The sequence below is a fragment of the Streptomyces sp. L-9-10 genome (genome assembly GCF_004151105.1).
Classification (GTDB): Bacteria; Actinomycetota; Actinomycetes; order Streptomycetales; family Streptomycetaceae; genus Streptomyces.
Genome location: NZ_PHRF01000134.1, coordinates 12,701 through 32,111, shown reverse-complemented (window position 1 = coordinate 32,111; position 19,411 = coordinate 12,701). Strand labels below are relative to the sequence as shown.

Below are 19,411 nucleotides of genomic sequence, written 5' to 3'. Positions count from 1 at the left end.
ACCGTGGGCCGGATGAAGAGGGATATGCGGATGGAGCGTGGAGTGGTCGCTACTTCACCGATCCGGCGGTGAGCCCCGAGACGACATGCCGCTCGATGACAGCGAAGAGCACGACCACCGGCACGATGGCGACGACCGATCCGGCGAACAAGTAGTTCCACTGGACGGTGTAGTTGCCGATGAAGTTGTTGATGCCGACGGTGAGCGGCTGATTCTCGGGAACGGTCGACAGGGTCAGGCCCATGACGAACTCGTTCCAGGCCGCGATGAAGGTGAAGATCACCGCGGTCACCACGCCAGGCATGGCCAGCGGCAGCGTCACCTTGAGCAGGGCGCGAACCCGGCCGAGACCGTCGATCATCGCGGCCTCCTCCAGCTCCACCGGGATGGACCCGATGTAGGCGGTGAGAATCCAGATGGCGAAAGCCAAGTTGAAGGCGGCGTTGCAGAGGATCAGCGTCCAGACCGAATTGAGCATCTGCAGCTGGTAGAACTCGCGGTACAGACCGACCAGCAGCGAGGTCGGCTGGAACATCTGGGTGACCAGGACCAGGAGCAGAAAGAGCGTGCGGCCACGGAACTTCACACGCGCGGTGTAGTAGGCGGCGGGCAGTGCCACCAGCAGCACGAGCAGTGTCGAGCCGCCGGCGACGAGCAGTGTGACGCGGAGGTTCGCGCCCAGGCTCGACTCGCGCCACACGTCGATGAAGTTGGACCAGGCGAACTGCCTCGGCAGATACGTGGCGTCGCGCAGTTCGGTCGCCGGACGCAGAGCCGTGATCACCATCTGCACATACGGCAGCAGAAACACGGCTGCCAGGAGCCAGGCGGTCGCGGCTATGACGAGTGTGCGGGGCCTGATACGGCGACCTCGACCGCTGTTCGACGAACCGTCAGTGGATGCCGCGGGTTTCCGCACCGCCGTAGACGGCGATGTCACCGATGGGCGAGTGAGGCCGCCGATCGTCTGTGATTGCTGAGCCATCAGCTCTCCTCCTCGTTCCAGCGGCTGACCTTGAGGAACACGAGCACCATCACGACGACGAGTGCGAAGTTCACCACGGACATGGCCGCGGACTCACCGATGTCCGTGTCCTTGAGCTGGTACATGAACACGGTGGAGGTGGCGGTCTCGCTGGCCGGGCCACCCTGTGTCATGCCCCAGATGACGGGGAACGAATTGAAGACATTGATCAGGTTGATGACCAGGCCGACCAGGAAGGCCGGGCGCAGCAGCGGCAAGGTGATCAGCCGGTAGGTCTGCCAGGTGCTGGTGCCGTCGACCTTCGCGGCCTCGTACACCTCCGCGGGCACGGTCTGGAGACCGGCGAGCAGTGTGTATGTGGTGAAGGGAAGCGACACGAAGACCGCGACGAACATCATCCACGGCCACGCGGTGGCGGGGTCACCGAGCCAGTCCTTGGGGCTGTCGATGAGACCGAGGTCGGTCATCGCGGTGTTCAGGACCCCCGCGGTCTGGTTGAGCATCCACTTGAAGCCGATGGCCGTCATCAGCACGGATGCGGCCCAGGGCGCGATCAGCGCCCAGCGGGTGAGCCGCCGCCCCGGGAACCGCTGGTTGAAGAGTTGGGCCAGCGCCAGCGAGAGGAGCATTGTCAGCCCGACAACGCCGACCGTCCAGACCACGGTGGAGATGAGGACTTTGCCGAGCCCGGGCTCGTCGAACAGCTCGCGGTACTTGTCCAGTCCGGCTGAGCCACGAACGAATCCGCTGGCGCTGATCCGTTGAAAGGATGTGTGGACCATCTCGTAGACGGGCCAGACCACAACACCCAGGATCAGCAGGACGGCAGGGGCTATCCAGGGCAGCGGACCGAGTGCGGCAAGGCCCGACCGCCTGCCCACGGGCCTTTCCGGGCGCGATCCCCGGGATGTGGTGGTGGCAGAACTGAGAGACACGGTTTGTGCCTTCCGTGTGTGCGGCAGATACCGCGCGGTGAGCGACGTGCTGATGGAGGACGGTGCGAGGAGGCTCCTCCGCGGCCTCCGGCCGTGCCCGGGTGCCGGAACCATCACAGCACCTGGGCAGGCGCTTCCTGAGCAGTGCGACTCCGACAACGCTACGAAGTGCGTGCCAGGCGTCGCGGGCCCATGAAGACCGACCGGACAGGGCCTAGTTTCCGGCGGGGGCTTCCTCCGCCTTCTTCTGAAGGTCGCCCAATACCTCGCCTGGATCGCGGGAAAGGGCGGTGCCGACCGTCTTCTTGATCTCGGCCGAGACGGCGTCCCAGCTGGTGTCACCCAGCGGATAGAAGGCCGCCTGGGGCAACAGGGCGAAGAACGGCTCCAAGTCCTTGTGCTTCCCGCCGGAATTCATCTCCCGCAGGCTGTCCTTGGTCACCGGCATCAGGTTGTACGTCTCGTCGAACTTGGTGATGTTCTCCTTGGAGTAGACGAAGTCCAGGAGCTTCTTGATCTGCTCCTTGTGGCCGTTGTCCTTGAAGGCCATCATCCAGTCGGCCACGCCCAGGGTGGACTTGAGGGCCCCGGCCTTACCGGGGATCGGCGCGACGGCATAGTCGATCTTGCCGTCCCGCGACATCTGGATCAGCGACGGATGCCCGTTGAGCATCGCGGTCTTGCCGGCGGCGAAGTCCGCGAACGCGGTCTTACGGTCCGTCGTCGCGGGGTTGGTGTATGTGAGCCCCGGATCCACCAGATTGGTCTTGAGCCAGTTGAACGTCTCCACGTTGGCCCGGCTGTTGATGGCGTACTTCCCGGACGCGTCCGTGATGCCACCCCCGTTGCCCAGTTCCCACATCATGCTCTCGCCCTGCGCCTCCTCCGGGCCGAGCGGCAGGGCGTAGGGAGTGATGCCGGGGACCTTCGCCTTGATGAGCTCGGCGTCAGCCTGTACCTCTGCCCAGGTCTTCGGGGCCTCGGTGATGCCGGCCCTGGCGAAGATCGCCTTGTTGTAGAAGAACGCGCGGGTCGAGGACACAAAGGGGATGCCGTACTGGACGCCGTCGACCTCCCCGGCATTCGAGAATGTGTCGAGGAAGTTGGCGTGCGTGGCCGGCGACAGCACGTCGCGAGCCGGGTAGAGAAGGTCGTCGGCAACCTTCTCCGCGTAGCCACCGGTCTGCAGTACATCCGGCATGTTGCCACTCTGGATCATCGTCTTGACCTTTTTGTCGATGTCGTTCCAGTTGACGATCTGGACATCGACCTTGATCTTCGCGTTCGCGGCCTCGAATCTCTTGGCCACATCGCCCCAGTAGATCTGGGAGCTGTTCGTCGCCTTGTCGCCATAGTCGGCCGCAACGACCTTGAGGGTGACGGTTCCGTCGCCGGAAGCGCCGTTGTCACCCCCGCCGCCGCACGCCGTGAGTGTGAGAGCACCGACCGTGGAGACCGCCACGAGGGTGAGCACCCGCCTGTTCACAACAGTTACCTCTTTCAAGACAGCTTCCTGTGCGCGCTCGCGGAGCGCGACGGAAGCGGCTTTCGAACCATGCCGCTTGGACGGCGGTCACGGCGGTCTTGACCGCACCCGGACCGGGCCTCGGCGTGTTGGTTCCTGAAACCTGACGCTCGAAGGTGCTCGATCAATGAGCGACACCTTCAAGCGATGCGCCCCTGATCCACAGGTGCGAGCGAGGGCACGTGGCCCAACGTCGATCATCGATCATGAATGCGCAAGTCTGTTGCTTTCAAAGCCAATTCTTGCAGCAAACGTCATCATGTCAAGAGGTGTGATGCGTCGAGAGCAGGCTATTTCGGCACCAACTCGGAGGCCACGACACGGAAGTGAACCTTGACTCGTCGCACAGCAGGGCATGGCCGATGTATGTGGCTGCTTGTTCAGACCAAAGGATGAACTACATCGCGCATGTCGCGGGCAGTGATGGGGCAGAACGAGTCGTGTGCCGACGAGCCCCGATCAGGGTGCGGCGATGTCCGTCACCGGTACGTCAACGTCCTCCACCGCGCACATGTGGGCGAAGGCCGGCGTGGCCAGTTGGACGCTTCGGCGATCACAACGACTCGCTGGGGCGGCGCCGGTGTGATGCCGGCCTCTCCCATGTCCCGAGCCGTCGCACCGTGCGTGGCAGCCATGTCCCGGGCCTTGTAACGCTGAATCCCCGGTCACCCAAACCGGGGATTCACGGCGCGATTGGCAGTCCACCACCACTACCCGACCGCCCCGTCGAGCGACCAGCGAGGCCACTACCGGGCATCGCGGACACCGGAGGTGTCGACGGGCGCCCGACCATCCTGGTCACTTTCTGGTTCTACGGAACTGCCGGCACGTCAGCTGCCGTTCGCCCAGGGGACGTCAGGCGCGGCGTAGAAGCCGATTCCCGCAGCCTTCCAACGCGGACCCTGGGCTGCCAGGCGGGAGCTGAACCGCGTCCAGTCGTGCGTGGACTTCGGAGACCAGCCGATCTCGGCGACCGCGGGCAGCCGAGGGAAGGCCATGAAGTCCGTGTAGACCGAAGGCTCGACGAACTGTGACGTCGACGTCGGCAATTCATTGCTGCCGGTGTATGCGCGGTCGGCCCACAGCGCCGCCTCCACGCCCGCGATCTGGTTGGCGGGGACAACGGGAGAAGTCCCGTCCGGCTTCGCGGTCACCGTGGTGGGATCCCAGTCGTACGCGTTCTTGACCGGCACATAGCCGGCCCACCTCAGCCCGTAAGGTGTGGAGCTGTCGTACTTCATGTCGAGGTAGGAGCGGTCGGCCGGGGACATGATGAACGATGCGTTCTGCGCGACACCCTTCCTCGCCAGGAGGATATCCTTGTGCTCCTCGGCCGTGCCGATCGTTTCCCTTGCGTCTTCGTCGCCCCAGTACTGCATCAGACTGCCGGCGGGGATGGTGCCCGCGCTGAGATCGTGCCAGCCGATCACCTTCTTGCCCTGCGCCTGCACGGCGGAAGTCGCCGCCTGGACATAGGCCTTGTACTCCTCAGCAGGCCTCGCCGGAACCTCGTCACCACCGACGTGGATGTACGGGCCGGGGGTGAGCGCGGCCACTTCGGTCATCACTGTGGTCAGGAACTTGCTCACATTGGCGATGTGCTGCGGATCGCGGAGACACACCACACTGATTTTGACGTCGAAGCCCGAGTACGGGGGAATGGTCTTGTCGTCGCAGTTGATATCAGGCACCGAGGCTTGCGCGGCGCTGGTGTGGCCGGGGCCGTCGATCTCGGGGACCACGGTGATGAACCGCGACTTCGCGTAGGCGACGATCTCCTGGTACTGCGCCTTGGTGTAGAACCAGGAACCTCCCGTGAAGCCGCTCTGCGTACTCGCGCCGGCCTTGGTGAGGTTGGGGAGCGCGTCGATGGCGATCCGCCAGCCCTGGTCATCGGTCAGATGAAGGTGCAGAGTGTTCATCTTGTACGCGGCGGCCTGGTCGATGTAGCGCTTGACGTCGGCAACCGGGTAGAACCGTCGGGCCACGTCCAGCATCGTGCTGCGGTAGCCGTAGCGCGGTTTGTCGGTGATGTGGACGGGGGCGACAGTCCAGCGGGCGCGCTGGACCGTCGGCGACTCGACTGCGGCGGGCAGCAGTTGACGTAGCGTCTGAATCCCGCGGAACAGACCTTCGGCACCGCGCGCGGTGAGCCGCACCCCCTCGGCGCGAGAGGTGAGTGTGTAGCCCTCTTCGCCCAGCGACTTCGGTCCGCCCCGGTCCAGGGTGATGGCGGGACGGTGATCCCGCCTGCCCGCCTCCACCTTGAGGTCGTAACCCGTCGCGGGACGGAGTAGGCGACCCAGGTATCTGCCCACCTCTCGCGAGTCGGGGTCAGAGCTCTTCACGATGATGGGGGTTTCCGCCCCGATGGTGAACCCGGGCCCCTTGAGAGCCCGCTCGGACTCCGGCTGCGGCACGACCGGCGGCAGCACGGCGGCAGTGCTCCGGGTATTTGGCGCACCGGCTGCCCCGGGCATACCAGCGTAGGCGAGCGCTCCGGTCAGGGCCGTCACGCAGATGAGGCCTCCAAGGGAACCCGGGGAAGTGAGCGAGCGTCGGTTGAATCGATACCGAGGTGGACGGGACTGCATAGCAACTCCATGACGTGTAGGGGCTATGTGACCGTACGGTGAAGCGAGACTCCACCCTCATGCTCGATACTGTCAAGGATGCTGCCCAAACAAGCAATAATGAGCAGTCCGCGCTGCTGGAGCTCACCCTGACACTTCCGGCTCACGTCGGGGAACGGTGAAGGGTGTTTTCCCAGTTGGAAGGCCACATCGTTCCGATAGGTCTGAATCCGCCCACGGATGATGGCGGCCGGCACGATCGGCGGCAGCCGGCAGTACTGAGCCGAACCAGACAGGTTCCGACACTCCAGCGCCGGCCGGGACGCGGACGCCAGGCGGCGGGGCGCCGCTCGGCAGGCGCTGGAGCGGGACCGTGGGCGTACGACGGCACCGGTCCTGAGAGCCCGGGAGTGACAAGCCAGGAGAGGAAGGCCGGGGGACGACGAGTCCCGGAGGTCAGGCGCGGATGACGTCCACGCCAACAGCACTGAACGGCTCGGTGAGTTCGGCCGCCGCGCCCTTGTCCGTCACCAGCACATCGACGTCCCGCGCCGGACAGATCCTGGCGAAGGCTCGCTGGCCCAGCTTGGTCGAATCCGCCACCACTACGACCTGCTGGGCCCGCTGGGCCAGCGCCCGGTTGATGCTTGCCTCACCCTCGTGCCGCGCCGTCGCGCCATGCGTGACGTCGATCGCGTCAACGCCCAGGAAGACCTGGTCGAGGGTGATCTCCGCCAGCAACTCGGTAGCCAGCGGGCCGACGAGCTCGTAGGACGCCGGTCGCGCCACGCCACCGGTCACAACGATCTTCACATGGCGTCGTACGACCATTTCGTTGGCGATGTTCAGCGCGTTGGTGACGATCGTGAACGAGGCTTCGGCGCCATTCGAGGTCAGATCGGCGCGGGCGGACAGGGCTCGCGCGATCTCGGTGGTCGTGGTGCCGCCGTTCAGACCGACTACCGCACCGGCCCTCACCAGGCCCGCCGCGGTCTGAGCGATCCGCCCCTTCTCCGGCGCATTGCGGGCCGCCTTGTAGCGCAGGGGCAGATCGTATGCGATCGCGTTGATCGCGGCACCGCCATGGGTGCGCGTGACCATGTTCTGCCGGGCGAGCTCGTCGAGGTCCCGGCGGATCGTCGCGGTGGAGACGGCCAGTTCCGTTGCGGCAGCGTCGACCTCGATGCGGCCGTCACGCGTCAACATTTCCAGCAGGGCACTCCACCGTGCCTGCACTGACGCCATCCGCAGTCCCCTTGTCTGTGTACCTACCAGCCAATCAAACCACAGGCCGACACGCATGAACCTGTCCAGTAGAGTTCATTTCTTCAGCGTTTCGCGCACAAATCGTCACCGGTCGCAGAAAGTTGGCCACTCCGAGGGCTTGACGGGGAACCGAGCCTTGTAGAGGACAGGCGCCGCATCCGCGCGTCTCCGACCTGCGGCTGGCTCCACTCGTCGGTGAGGCAGCCGCCGGAGGGCTGTCAGGGGTGTCCGCCGCAGCCGCATCCCGTCATGGTCGCCCCCTCCTGGGGCGGTGGGGTCTGTGCGGCGGCCTCTTCCACCGCCGCGAGCAGCCGGCGGCGTTCCTGCGGTGGGATCCACCTGCCGTCGACGACCACGCCATGGATGCGGCGGGTGTTGCGGATGTCGCGCAGCGGGTCGGCGTCGAGGACGAGCAGATCGGCGGCCTGTCCGCGGGCCACGGTGCCGACGGCGGGCAGGCCGAGGGTGCGGGCCGCGTCCCGCGTGGCCGTGCGCAGGGCCTCAGCCGGGGTGAGGCCCGCCGCCACGAGCAGCGCCAGCTCGTCGTGGAGGGCGAAGCCCGGGACGAGGTATCCCGTGCCGGTGTCGGTGCCCGCCGCCAGCCGCACACCCGCGCCGTGCAACTCGCGCACCAGCCGGAGCCGGTGCGCGAAGATCTGGCGGATCCGCCGGTCCTGCTCGGGGGTGCGCCCACCGGTCAGGGCCGCCAGCTGGTCCGGCCAGCTCTCCACCTGCCAGGCAGGCAGGTACTTCCACTCCTCGGCCCGGGACGGAACGTCGTCGGGCAGCTCCAGTGTGCGGTGCACGCTGAGTGTGGGGACGACCGCGGTCCCGTCGGCCGCCAGGCTCCGGAAGAGGGCGTCCGCCCGGTCCCGGTCGTAGCCCTGCACCGCCCGCCATTCGAGGGGATGCACCTGCTGGAACCAGTTGTGGTAGCGGGACAGGCTGCTCGGGTCGCGCGGGTCGATCCGTACGGCGGCCAGGCGGCGCCGTATCTCCTTCTCGTGCCGTGAGGTCGCCAGGAGCAACGCGTGCAGGTGCTCGATGGTGCGGTGTCCTGTGGCGCTCGCCTCCGCGATCCGTACGGTGTCGGGGCAGTGCCCGAGGTGGGGGATGCCCTGGCGCCGTGCCTCGTCCGCGATAGCGAAGTAGGCCTCGCGGGACAGGCGGGAGTACACCTTGACGAAGTCCGCGCCCTCGCGCTTGACGTGCCGTACGGCGCGCCGGGCCTCGGCCGCGTCGCGCACCTCGATGGTCGGGCCCACGTCGGCCGCCCACAGTGAGGGCGCGCCGTCGACGATGGGGCTGCCGACCACCCAGCGGGGGCCGAGCAGTGCACCGCTGCGGATCTTCTCGCGCCACGCGTGGTGGACCTGCTGGCCCCGCATCTCCCGGACCGTGGTGACGCCGGCGAGGGCGTACAGCGCCGGGATCACTGTCTCCGGGCCATCGCTATGGGTGTGCGCCTCGATCAGTCCCGGGATCAGGTACTTGCCGGTCAGGTCGACCGTACGGGTCCCCGGGCGGAGCCGGGTGCGTCCGCTCGGGGCGAGTCCGGTGATGCGGCCGCACTCGATGACGACCGTCATGCCGGGGGCCGGGGGTGCGCCCGATCCGTCGATCACGGTGACGTGGGTGAACGCCAACGGGCCGTTCCCGGCCCTCGTCCCGGCCGCGAGTGCCGTGCCGGCGGCCGCCGTGCTCGTCAGTGCCGTACCCGTCACGGCGGCGGCCCCGGCCAGGAAGCCTCGTCGGGCCATGCCGCGATGTGCCCCAACTGTTGCTTCGGACATGCTGTTTCCCCTCCCGCTTGTGATTCCGTCGGCCGTGTTCGCCGACCCCCACGACTCTGGCGGACACGAGGCGACAGGACAGTGCGGCCAGACAGTGCGTGTGGGGGTGTTGCCGGGACCACCGAGGGCCGTCCCCGGCGATGAGGTTGCCCCTTCCGTGAACCGGCCGCCAGCCGGAGTGATCACGCCGCGTCGCCCCGACGGCGTCGGCTTACGGCCTGTCTGCTTACGGACTGTCTGCGGTGGAATCCGGCCCTTCTCCGATCCGCCTGTCCGGTACCTGCGCCTTGTCTCTTGAGTACCTGTTTCTACGGCGTCGGCACGGGGATCGCGAGGTACTGGCCGCGATCGTGTTCGTGGCGACGTCGGGCTGTACGTGGCAGCAGCTGCCATCGGCGTCGTTCGGACCGTCCGGTGCCACGGCTCACCGCCGGTCGCCGAGTGGTAGAAGGCCAGGGCGTCGGCCACATTGCACCGGCTGGTCCTGGACGAGCTCGGCTCCCGTAGTGAGCTCGACTGGTCGCGATGCGCGATCGACCCGGTGAACACGCGGGCCGTGAAAAGGGGAACCTGACCGGTCCGAATCCTGTCGACCGGGGCACGTACGGCTCGTAGATCCATCTGATCACCGAGCGGACCGGTCAGCCCATTTCTGTCGGGATCTCCGGCGCCGACCTGCACGACGGACCAGCCCTGATCCCGCTCGTGAAGGGCATACCTCCGATCCGCTCCCGCCGGGGCCGGCGACGCCGCAAGCCCGGCAAGCTCCACGCCGACAAGGGCTACGACCACCGCCACCTGCGGCAATGGCTTTCCCGGCGAGGCATCCGGCATCGCATCGCCGGCACAGGCGCCGAAACCTCGCAGCGGCTCGGCCGGCACCGGTGGATCATTGAGCGAACGATGACTTGGCTCGCCGGATGCCGTCGCCTCCACCGCCGCTACGAGCGCATGGCCGATCACCTTCCGGCCTTCACGAGCATCGCCTGCACTCTGAATCTGCCACCACAGACCGACCGAATGAGATGATCTCTTACCGCTCCGGACGTGATCGTGGAACGGATCGGCCCTCTCTCATGCGCAGGATCAAGGTGACCGCGTCCTCCGAGCGGGTTCCGGGAGTCAGGACTTCCTGCAAGAGGAGGCCGCGAATCGCGGCAATGGCGACGGTGGCCACATCCCGCGCTTCCTTCGTGTCGAGCCCTTCGCGTTCCGCGAGTGAGGACAGCATCACGGTCAGGTCGCCGATCGACTCTACGAACTCGCGGAAGTCCTCGGGGCCGTACGCGGCCAGTCCGACGACGTAGAAGAAGCCGCGGGCACGCGACAGTTGCTCCGGCCGGGTGTAAGTACGCCAGATCGCCACAACGAAATCGTCGAAGGTGCCCTGCTGGGCGGCCTCCAGAAGTGCCTCGTTGTCACGGGATCGCTGCGCCTTGAGCATGGCGGCCAAGACGCCCGAGAGTGACCCGAAGTGGTATCGCAACAGGGCGTGGCTGGTCTCGATCCGGGCGGCGATCTCACGGAGCGACATCTCCGGCGGGGGAAGGGCCTCGCCGAAGGCGTCGAGAAGCCGTGCCAGGAGTCGCTCGCGCGCGCTGCCCTTGCGTTCCGAGGTTGACAGGATCACTCCCACAGTTTATCCATTGGAAAAGAAGGATGGGCGGTTCCGTGTTGCTTCGCACATGGTCGCAGTCAGCTCACAACGGCGGAGGATCGACTATGGGACCGGCTCATGTAGTCGGCGCGGCGGTCATCGACGGATCGGGGCGCGATCCCAGCAACCTCGACATCACTGTCGAGAACGGGTGTCGAGCACGGCACCAGCCTCGACGAATCCACAGCGACCCTGATGGCCGCTCGCGAGGTTGCCCTCGTGCCCACGTTCGCTGTCGTCGAGCAACTGCTGCACGACACCGCAGGAGCCGGTCTCGCCGAGTCGACCCGCGACCGAGCCAAGGGCGCACGCGAGCAGATGACGAAGGCGCTCGCTGTCGCCAAGCACGCAGGAGTACGGATCGGGCTGGGTTCCGATCTCATCGGTCCGGCCCAGGACCGTCGTGGCAAAGAACTCAGCCTGCGCGCAGCCCTCGAGACGCCGATGGAAGCGCTCGTGGCGGCGACCCGGACCAACGCCGAGATCCTCGGCCTGTCCGGCCAGGTGGGTGTCATCACTCCCGGCGCGCAGGCAGACCTCGTTCTTTGGAACGGCAACCCGCTCGAAGACCCAGAACTGTTCTCCGACCCCACCAACGCCGTCCTCGTAATCCAGGCCGGCCACATCGTGAAGGACCTCAGATGAGCACCATGTGGCAGGGCTGCCTCGCCCACACCGACTACTTCGAGATGCGCTCCAGCGGTGGGCACGACTACGGCGTCTGGGTCACCACGCCACCGCGCTACGACCCTGCCGCGGCGCAAGCGCCTGTCGTGTACGTGCTCGACGGCAACTGGGCCGTGGGCCTGACCGCCCCACTCATCGTCACGCAACTGGACCCCATGCAGGCGATTCAACCCTACGTCCAGGTCAGCGTGGGTTACGCAGGCGAGGAAGCAGAGCACTGGGACCGGTTGCGCAACCGCGACCTCGTGCCCCCCGGCGAACCCATCGCCAAGGAGTACATCGATGCGGTGGAGATGGGGGTCGAAGCGGGCACGATGACTCGCGAGCAAGCCGACGCCTACCTCGCTGAATTGAGCGACAGCCGCGGGGATATGTTCCTGAACTTCCTTACCGATGACCTGCACCCACGGATCGAACGCGACTACGGCACAGCCCCGAGCGGTCACGGCCTCTTCGGCTATTCCTACGGCGGACTCTTCAGTCTCTACGCCTGGCTCACCAATAGCACCTTCTTCGAGAGCATCGGCGCTGGCAGCCCCGGCATTGTCAATGCAGACAGTCAGGTCTTCGCCCGTCTTCAAGCAATGGGTGACACCCTGCCTGCTACCAAGCTTCACGTGACCTTCAACGACCGAGAGATCCTCGGAGACTTGGCGGTCTACCAGAATCTCGCGAAGAACGCGGCCACGTTCCTTCACCGCCTCACCTCACGCAGCGGATCCGTCACCAGCGCACTCATGCACGAAACGCACGTGACTGGGCTGCAGGCATCGTTCCTCAGCTACCTCAGGACCTGCCGTGCCCAGTAAGCCTGGACGCCGCGGCTCTGCCTGACCGCAGCGCTGCTGGGCGGACGGAAGTCACGTGCGCGATGGCGGCACAGGCGCGGGCAGAGCGGCTCCTGAGTCCGCGCGAGGCTCGAGGGTTTGCAGCGGCGAGGCGAGGAATGGTTCCAGAAGGCTGAGCAGCCTCTTGGGGCGGTGCAGTGGGATGATGTGGCCGCAGTCGTCGATGATGTGGCCGACGAGATGATCGGCGAGCGGCCGCAGTTGCTGTTCGAGGGCTCTGCCCACGGGGCGGGCCCCGATGGCCATGGTGGGTGCGGTCAACCGGCCGGTATTGGCGGCTTCCTGGATCTGTTCGTTGCTCGTGGGCAGTGCCCGGTAGTACGAGAAGGCGCAGCGCAGGGCCTCAGTCCCGGTGTACGCGTGGACGAAGGCGTTTCGGACGGCGGGATCCACGCCCTCTCCGTTGGAGCCCGCGCGCAGGAACCAGTCGATGTACTGGGCTTCGTGTCCGGTGAGTACGGTTTCCGCGAGGCCGGGTACCGCGTGGAAGCCGAACCACCACGGTGCTCCATGGGCGAGGAATTCCTCGGCGCCCGGCAGAAGTGTGCCCAGAAGTGACTCCATGACCACGAGTTGCCGGACGAGGTCGGGGCGGCGCATGGCAAGAAGAAAGGCCGGTGGGGTTCCGGCGTCGATGCCGACCACGGACGCCGAACTCTCCCCGAGAGCGTCGAGTAGGGCTTCGGCGTCGGTTGCAAGCGTTCCGGCGTCGTAGCCGTCCCTTGCGTGCGTGCTCGCGCCTGTTCCTCGCAGGTCTGGTGCGATCACTCGGTATTGCCCGGCGAGGCCGTCCAGGACATGGGTCCACAGTTGCCAGGTGTGCGGGAAGCCGTGCAGCAGCAGCACGGCCGGCCCCTCGCCGGCGAGAGCCACGTTGAGGTCGACGCCGTTGGCCGTGACCCGCCGTAGTTCGATGTCGGACGGGCGATTGGGTATGTGGCGCGGTGCGGCAGGCACGGCGATCCCCCTGTGTGGTTACGAATAGTGACAACAAAACGATAGGTAACTATGGTGAAGGGGCCAAGACCGCACTTCTGCTACAGGTGGTGAGTTCCAGGTGACCTCCTCGACGCGGCGCCCCCCTCACGGGAATCGTGGAGATCTGTTCGATCCGCAGTGTCCGACCCGGCGTCTGCTTGACCGGATCGGCACGAAGTGGACGTCCATGACCATCAAAGTGCTGGCGGAGGCTTCCCCGCAGGAGGTGCGCTTCGCGGAACTACAGCGCAGGATGGCCGGCGTCTCGCAGAAGATGTTGTCGGTCACTCTTCAAGGGCTGGCCCGTGACGGCCTGGTCAGCCGCCGGGTGGAAGCGTCAGTGCCACCACGCGTGTACTACGGGCTCACCCCGCTCGGCACGACACTGGAAGAACCGCTGGCCAGGCTTCGTGAGTGGGCCGAGGAACACATGGCCGAGGTCGACCGCGCAAACCAGCGCAGCCAGGAACGCACGGCCGACGACTGATCACACCCGCAAACCGGCAGACCGAGCACCTCACGAGCGGGGATCGAACCCCCCGATCGAAGCAAGATCCAGTACGAATCGGCCACCCTGACCGCGAAGCATTGCGAATCTGCCAACTGGACCGCGACGGGAAAGCAGCGACTGGGTTCGCTGCCAAAGGACAGTCGCTCAGTGCGTGACGCGGTGAGAATCCGACATCGTCGGGATCGAGCTTTGGGGGCGGAATCCCGGACAGCGGCCTTGGGCGCATATGCGCAGATGGTTGGTGAGGATCTGGCGCAGGCCGGCCACTACGTGCGCCAGGCGGTGCGCCTTTTCGAGTCGATGGAGGTCACGTTCCTGGGGACTGCGGTGATGGCCGAGCGGGTCCGTGGCACCGGATGGGAGACCATCGCGGAGGCCCTCTGCATGAGTGCAGCGGATGCGGAGGAGCGGTGGGCAGACGCGGAAGCAAGGTGGCGCCGGGCCACCGGGGCAAGCAGCCCCTGGCGGAAGAAGCCCGGAGTGTATGCCGTGGGGGCCGACCGGTACATCACCACCGACGTGCCACACCGATTCCGCACGGCCACGCGTCGGCCCTTGTCCGCGTCGCTGGACGCGGCCGCACATCTCACCGGCGGTGACATCGCCTCCGCCGACCAGGCGTTCGCCGGCACCGCCTGTACGCACTGCTCCCACTGGTCCCTGCGAGGGTTATGCGTTCCAGCCGACGGAGGAGACGTGGGTGCAGGCGTCCCAGTCGCTGCCGAGGCCGCCGCTGATGATCTCGTCCCAGACGCTTCGATTTCTCGGGCGTCGTCAAGGGGCTGGCCGACCTGGACGAGCACCAGCTCCGCCGCTACCCCTCCTGGGCCCGCTGGGTCACCCTCGCCATGCTCGCCGACGCCTTCCTCGCCGTCGACCGCGCCGACGAACACACCCGCCCGGCCTCCGACGACCTCATACCGCTGACCTGCAACGAGATCCAGCACCTGTTCATCGCGCTCGTCGTCCAGCCCCTGTCCAACGTGGCCCACCGCCGCAGCTGGTCCGAGTGGAGACGACGTCATCAAGCCCGATCACGCACCAGTCACTACCGGGACAAGCCGCAACTCAGACATGAAGATCATGATCTACGGCTGGAGTATTCACGCCACATGTCATATCTAGACGCCCTCTCAGGAGTACTGCAGTCCGGGCGGCACCGGAACGTCAAGGAACCCCAGGAGCGCGGCGAGTTCGTGGTCCAGCTCCAAGCCGACCTTGGTGATCTGCGGGGTGTTGAAGCTGCCGAAGGCGGTGCTGGGCTGGTCGACAGTGAACCAGGTGGCACCGTCGGCGTCCTCGAAGATCGCGGTACGCAGCGGCGCGTAGAGCATGACGGCCGGGTTGTAGCGGTACATCCGCTGCGCGAAGGTGTGGTTGCCCATCAGGTACTCCACGCAGCGGCCCCGGTCGCCCGCCAGCCGCATCAGCGATGTGAACTCCGCGCTCCAGTAGATGATGAAGCTGTGCGGAGCGTTCTCCTTCGTCGCGTCGAGGACGGTCTGCCAGTCGGCGCCCTCCTCGACGAGCTTCGCGAATCGCTCACTCCGGAACACGGGAACGGCGTGTTCGTAGCGCTCCCGGAAGGCGTCGAACGACTCGTTGACCTGGACGGTCAGCCGGTGGACCTCGTGCGGCACGGTCTCGATCGTGCCGTCCGACGGCCGAGCAGTCGTTGTCATGATCCCTCCACTCCTGGCCCGGGCGCCCCCGCGGCCGACGCGAGGGCTGGCGCCGTGGCTGGGCCGGCGGATACCAACTGTCGGCCGCCACGCTCCGCAGCGGCTCCCAGAGCCGACGGCCGAACTGCGCTGGGCGCCCTTATTTACGCTACGCCCGCCGCAGGGGGCGGACAACCCAGGTGATCGTGGGGGCCGGCCGGTGATCGCCGGACCCGTGACAGGTGGTCGAAGACGACACAGCCTCTGGCGGGCACGCACCACCTGGACCTCGGACACACCATTTGGGGGCAGGCGCGAGCGCCGGCGAGGTGTCAGGTGTCGACCTGGCCCGGGTCGCGCTGCGGTCCGCGAGGTCGTCGAGCGGCTCGTCGCCGCAGGCCAGTGGAGACCAGGGGCCCCGGAGGTCCTGGTCGTGCTTGACGCCGGACACGACGCCCCGCGCATCGCCCACCTGCTGGACAGACTGCCCGTCGAAATCCTCGGCCGGCTCCGACCCGACCGCGTGATGCCACGGCCGACACCACCGCGGATCTACGACCCCAAAGGCGGCCGACCGCCCAAGCACGATGGCGAGTTCGTCTGCGGCGATACCAGCACCTGGGGCGCTGAGCAGACCGTGACAACCACGGACACCCGGCTCTACGGGAAGGCGACCGCTCAAGCGTGGGACCGGCGGCACCCACGACTCACCCGCCGCGCGGCCTGGATCGACTACGACGGCCCGCTGCCCGTCATCGAGGGCACCGCCATCCGCCTGACCGCGGAGAAGCTGCCCAGCGGTGGGGTGAACAACCGGGTCTGGTTGTGGTGATCGCGCACCGGCGCCACCGAGGCGGATATCGACCGCTGCCGGCAGTCCTTCCTGCGTCGGTTCGACATCGAGCACACGTTCCGTCTGTTGAAGCAGACACTCAGCTGGACCAAGCCCCGGCTTCGCAGCCCGGAAGCGGCCGACCGGTGGACATGGCTGGTGATCGCCGCCTACGCCCAGCTCCGGCTGGCCCGCTGGCCACCGACCTGCGGCCGATCCGAACAAACTGACACCCGTTCGCGTCCGCAGAGGGTTCAGAAGCCTGCACACGAGGACCGGTTCCCCAGCCGGTGCACCGAAATCGTCCCGGCCCGGGCCAGGTCGACCACCGGGTTCGAAGAACCGCCGCCCAGCCACCCGTCATGACGTGGGCCGAGTGCTCGCCACCGGTGAGGCGTTCAGCCGTCCCGCCCACCACAACGTCGGCACCAAGCCCCGGCGCGGAACGCTGACCCCACCCCAGAACTGAAAGCTCCCACCCAATCGGGTTGGATCGCAGCATCGCGTGACTCGACTGCGGTCGCGAGCAAGGGGAAAATGGGTTGTTCATCTTCGGCGTGCTGGCCCTGGTGCTGTACATCCTGGCCATCATCTGGGCCGTCCTCGGAGTGCGCGGTCTGCTTCTCGGCCGCAAGCCGGGCCACTGGCTCCAGCAACGAGTGCGCCAGCCGAGGCTCTGAGGAGCAGGCGCCCTACTGATGCTGGTCAGCTGGAACGCGCACTCACCATCACTCCTCGTCGTAGGAATCGGCCTCGTCGTACTAGTTCACGGCCTGGCCGACGGTCCAGAAGAAGTTGATCAGCGTGACCGCCGCTCCGCACAGGATCGCGGCACCGCACGAGACCAGCACCCCGGTCTTGCCACGGGACGCGAGATGAGGGTTGCTGCTGTTGGCTCCGAAACCCCAGACGATCGCCGAGATGATGAGCGCGAGCACGCTCAGGAACGGGCCGACGGTCATCACCGCGCCCACGATGTCGCGCAACTGCGCGATCCCGGAAGCCCGCTGCTGTTGGGGCCAATATCGATCACGGCTTGGTCCTCCTGTCGGCGTGCGGACGTGGCTCGTCCGACAGACAGGTGCACCGACCGAGCCCGTCCGCGACCGCAGACGGCGACCCCATCGGGACGGGGCGATGCGACGGAGGTCGGGAATGGCCGCGACGTACAATCGCAGTGAGGGCGAAGCGCCAGGCCGAGATTCCGGCACCGGTGTGAGGGAGGGGTCAGGATGTTCGGTTGGAAGAAGAAGCTCAACGATCTGAACGATCTGATGGCGCAGCTCAGGCCCGACCTGAGTCGGGAATCGCTCGGCGTCGGGCCCGACTTCCCGGGCGTCGCCCCGAACCCGCTCCTGAGCAGTGATGCACGGAAGCGCAATGCGGAACTGCGTACGGGGGCGCTTGCCCTCGGCGTTCTCGTCGACTGGCGGGAGGTCAACGGCAATCCACGCGTGGTCCTGATGTTCGACGTGGAGACCGCCGACGGCATCTCGTTCCGCGGTATCGCGGACGAAGACCTCACGATCACCGAGCTCACCCGACTCGCCCCAGGACAGACGTTGCCCGTGCGCTACCGGCCGGCCGTCATGGACCACTACGTCGCCCTTGCCCGGGACACGGACCCCGCCCACGTGCAGCAGCTCTCTGACGAGATCGCGAGCCGCAAGCGGACCTGACCCGAAACCATTGGCCGGATCCCTAGTAGGGCTTGGTCATGTGCGGTCTGTGATGGCGTGTCTTCTTGATCGGTCGTGTCGTTGACCGGGTGTGCTGGGTGGGGAGTTGGCTGCGGTCCGGTGTGATCTGGAGGACTTCGCGGCGGAGATGTTCGAGCCGTTCGCGCGGGCGGATCAGCGACGGTGGGGCCGGGTCTATCCGCGGGGCCTGCTGCTGGACTGCGGGCGTAAGTCGGTGGAGCCGATGGCCGCCCGTCTGGGCGAGGACGGGAACCGGCAGGCCCTGGCCCACTTCGTCACCTCCAGCCCGTGGGATGCGGCGCATGTGCGGGCCCGGCTGGCCTGGCGCATGCAACCGGTGATCAAGCCCACCGCGCTGGTCATCGATGACACCGGATTCCTCAAGGACGGGGACGCGTCCGCGTGCGTGACCCGGCAGTACACCGGCACGGCGGGCAAGGTCACCAACTGCCAGGCCGGGGTTTCGCTGCACCTGGCTTCCAACGGCGCCTCGGCGGCGGTGAACTGGCGTCTGTTCCTGCCCGGGAGCTGGGATCCCGCCTCGCCGAAGGCCGATCCGGCCAAGGTCGCCCGCCGTGACAAGTGCGCCATCCCCGCCGGGGTGGGTCATGTCGAGAAGTGGCAGCCGGCCCTCGACATGATCGACGAGACGCGGTCCTGGGGCATCGAGGTGCCCCAGGTCATCGCCGACGGCGGCTACGGGGACACTGCCGCCTTCCGGCTCGGCCTGGAGGAACACGGTCTCGACTACGTGGTGGGCATTTCGACTACGACCACCGCGCAACCCGAAAACGCACAGACATGCATCCCGGCCTACTCCGGCCGCGGCCCCCGTCCGGTTCCTGCCTGCCCCGAGCCGGTGCAGACCGTGAAGAGCCTGGTCATCGCGGCCGGCGAATCTTCCGCGCGGCCGGTGCGGTGGCGGGAAGGATCACGGCCGGGCAGCGGCCGCAGTGGACACAAACGCATGTACTCCCGCTTCGTGGCCCTGCGGATACGGCCCGCCGGACGTGAGATCCGCAAGGCCACAACAGGCACCGAGCTTCCGGTCCGCTGGCTGCTGGCCGAATGGCCTGCCGACCAGGACGAGCCCGTGCAGTTCTGGCTGTCCGGCCTGCCCGCCGACACCCCACTGGCCGTCCTCGTGCGCACCGCGAAGCTCCGCCGGCGCATCGAGAACGACTACCGCGAGATGAAACAGGCCCTGGGCCTGGCCCACTTCGAAGGCCGAACCTGGCCGGGCTGGCATCACCACGTCACCCTCGTCTCGGTCGCCCACGCCTTCTGCACCCTTCAGCGGCTGAGCCGATCCCCAAAAGAGACGGCGTCGGCCTGAGCCTCTACCGGGTCGTCCGCGAGCTGCAGATACTCCTCGTGATCTGGACCGGCGCCTGCCCCACCTGTCACCGCGACATGCCGGACCCCGCACCAACTTGGCCAAGCCCTACTAGGTGGTGGTG

Annotated in this window: 15 protein-coding genes and 4 pseudogenes; 9 read left to right on the top strand and 10 right to left on the bottom strand. The window is 66.9% G+C overall.

Features of this window, described 5'->3' with window-relative positions; all coding sequences use genetic code 11:
- Window positions 1-49 precede the first annotated feature (49 nt).
- From CU044_RS29815 to CU044_RS29790, 6 genes are all read right to left on the bottom strand, one after another.
- Window positions 50-985, bottom strand: a complete 936-nt coding sequence (locus CU044_RS29815) for a carbohydrate ABC transporter permease (protein ID WP_129771859.1) — start codon at window positions 983-985, stop codon at window positions 50-52.
- On the bottom strand, window positions 985-1,866 hold the full coding sequence (locus CU044_RS29810; RefSeq protein ID WP_240045926.1) for a sugar ABC transporter permease: 882 nt from the start codon (window positions 1,864-1,866) through the stop codon (window positions 985-987). The genes CU044_RS29815 and CU044_RS29810 overlap by 1 nt, the downstream gene beginning before the upstream one ends.
- Window positions 1,867-2,134: 268 nt before the next feature.
- Window positions 2,135-3,406, bottom strand: a complete 1,272-nt coding sequence (locus tag CU044_RS29805; protein ID WP_129771857.1) for an extracellular solute-binding protein — start codon at window positions 3,404-3,406, stop codon at window positions 2,135-2,137.
- Window positions 3,407-4,275: 869 nt separating this feature from the next.
- Window positions 4,276-5,961 (bottom strand): beta-N-acetylhexosaminidase, encoded by a 1,686-nt coding sequence (locus tag CU044_RS29800; RefSeq protein WP_240045925.1) that lies wholly within the window; start codon window positions 5,959-5,961, stop codon window positions 4,276-4,278.
- 513 nt (window positions 5,962-6,474) lie between these two features.
- Window positions 6,475-7,263, bottom strand: coding sequence for a DeoR/GlpR family DNA-binding transcription regulator (locus CU044_RS29795; RefSeq protein ID WP_129771855.1), 789 nt, complete (start codon window positions 7,261-7,263; stop codon window positions 6,475-6,477).
- 239 nt (window positions 7,264-7,502) lie between these two features.
- A complete protein-coding gene (locus tag CU044_RS29790) occupies window positions 7,503-9,044 on the bottom strand; it encodes an amidohydrolase family protein (protein WP_129771854.1) in 1,542 nt (513 codons plus the stop codon).
- A gap of 347 nt (window positions 9,045-9,391) precedes the next feature.
- Here CU044_RS29790 and CU044_RS29785 point away from each other — a divergent pair.
- A pseudogene (locus CU044_RS29785) lies at window positions 9,392-10,101 on the top strand (IS5 family transposase); the annotation flags it as partial.
- A 9-nt stretch (window positions 10,102-10,110) separates the two neighbouring features.
- Here CU044_RS29785 and CU044_RS29780 read toward each other — a convergent pair.
- A complete protein-coding gene (locus CU044_RS29780; protein WP_205124120.1) occupies window positions 10,111-10,713 on the bottom strand; it encodes a TetR/AcrR family transcriptional regulator in 603 nt (200 codons plus the stop codon).
- A 216-nt stretch (window positions 10,714-10,929) separates the two neighbouring features.
- On the opposite strand from CU044_RS29780, the gene CU044_RS29775 reads away from it, so the two are divergent.
- Window positions 10,930-11,379, top strand: a complete 450-nt coding sequence (locus CU044_RS29775; RefSeq protein ID WP_205124119.1) for an amidohydrolase family protein — start codon at window positions 10,930-10,932, stop codon at window positions 11,377-11,379.
- A complete protein-coding gene (locus CU044_RS29770) occupies window positions 11,376-12,230 on the top strand; it encodes an alpha/beta hydrolase-fold protein (RefSeq protein WP_129771852.1) in 855 nt (284 codons plus the stop codon). The genes CU044_RS29775 and CU044_RS29770 overlap by 4 nt, the downstream gene beginning before the upstream one ends.
- A gap of 51 nt (window positions 12,231-12,281) precedes the next feature.
- Here CU044_RS29770 and CU044_RS29765 read toward each other — a convergent pair whose 3' ends face one another.
- Entirely contained in the window at window positions 12,282-13,226 is a 945-nt protein-coding gene (locus CU044_RS29765) for an alpha/beta hydrolase (protein WP_193564109.1), read from the bottom strand.
- 100 nt (window positions 13,227-13,326) lie between these two features.
- On the opposite strand from CU044_RS29765, the gene CU044_RS29760 reads away from it, so the two are divergent.
- Complete coding sequence (locus CU044_RS29760; protein ID WP_026219708.1) at window positions 13,327-13,734, top strand: helix-turn-helix domain-containing protein; 408 nt, start codon at window positions 13,327-13,329, stop codon at window positions 13,732-13,734.
- Between the two features lie 800 nt (window positions 13,735-14,534).
- Window positions 14,535-14,813 (top strand): annotated as a pseudogene (locus CU044_RS29755) (IS701 family transposase); the annotation flags it as partial.
- Between the two features lie 78 nt (window positions 14,814-14,891).
- Here CU044_RS29755 and CU044_RS29750 read toward each other — a convergent pair.
- A complete protein-coding gene (locus CU044_RS29750; RefSeq protein WP_129771850.1) occupies window positions 14,892-15,440 on the bottom strand; it encodes a DUF302 domain-containing protein in 549 nt (182 codons plus the stop codon).
- Between CU044_RS29750 and CU044_RS29745 the strand changes: the two are divergent.
- Window positions 15,439-16,720, top strand: a pseudogene (locus tag CU044_RS29745) (transposase). The gene CU044_RS29750 and the pseudogene CU044_RS29745 sit on opposite strands and share 2 nt — an antisense overlap.
- A gap of 73 nt (window positions 16,721-16,793) precedes the next feature.
- The gene (locus CU044_RS38820) at window positions 16,794-16,931 is read left to right on the top strand and encodes a hypothetical protein (RefSeq protein WP_165372000.1); all 138 of its coding nucleotides are present in this window, start codon (window positions 16,794-16,796) and stop codon (window positions 16,929-16,931) included.
- Window positions 16,932-17,012: 81 nt separating this feature from the next.
- Here CU044_RS38820 and CU044_RS29740 read toward each other — a convergent pair.
- Window positions 17,013-17,284: pseudogene (locus CU044_RS29740) on the bottom strand (DUF6112 family protein).
- Window positions 17,285-17,483: 199 nt separating this feature from the next.
- On the opposite strand from CU044_RS29740, the gene CU044_RS29735 reads away from it, so the two are divergent.
- A complete protein-coding gene (locus tag CU044_RS29735) occupies window positions 17,484-17,930 on the top strand; it encodes a hypothetical protein (RefSeq protein ID WP_129771849.1) in 447 nt (148 codons plus the stop codon).
- Between the two features lie 91 nt (window positions 17,931-18,021).
- On the top strand, window positions 18,022-19,287 hold the full coding sequence (locus CU044_RS29730; RefSeq protein WP_129771848.1) for an IS701 family transposase: 1,266 nt from the start codon (window positions 18,022-18,024) through the stop codon (window positions 19,285-19,287).
- Window positions 19,288-19,411: the final 124 nt, after the last annotated feature.

What these genes read in the sequence shown, in the direction of transcription:
- CU044_RS29815 (WP_129771859.1), bottom strand. Translation starts at nt 985, where the DNA reads ATGGCTCAGCAATCACAGACGATCGGCGGCCTCACTCGCCCATCGGTG.
- CU044_RS29795 (WP_129771855.1), bottom strand. Translation starts at nt 7,263, where the DNA reads ATGGCGTCAGTGCAGGCACGGTGGAGTGCCCTGCTGGAAATGTTGACG.
- CU044_RS29790 (WP_129771854.1), bottom strand. Translation starts at nt 9,044, where the DNA reads ATGGCCCGACGAGGCTTCCTGGCCGGGGCCGCCGCCGTGACGGGTACG.
- CU044_RS29775 (WP_205124119.1), top strand. Translation starts at nt 10,930, where the DNA reads ATGGCCGCTCGCGAGGTTGCCCTCGTGCCCACGTTCGCTGTCGTCGAG.
- CU044_RS29770 (WP_129771852.1), top strand. Translation starts at nt 11,376, where the DNA reads ATGAGCACCATGTGGCAGGGCTGCCTCGCCCACACCGACTACTTCGAG.
- CU044_RS29750 (WP_129771850.1), bottom strand. Translation starts at nt 15,440, where the DNA reads ATGACAACGACTGCTCGGCCGTCGGACGGCACGATCGAGACCGTGCCG.
- CU044_RS29735 (WP_129771849.1), top strand. Translation starts at nt 17,484, where the DNA reads ATGTTCGGTTGGAAGAAGAAGCTCAACGATCTGAACGATCTGATGGCG.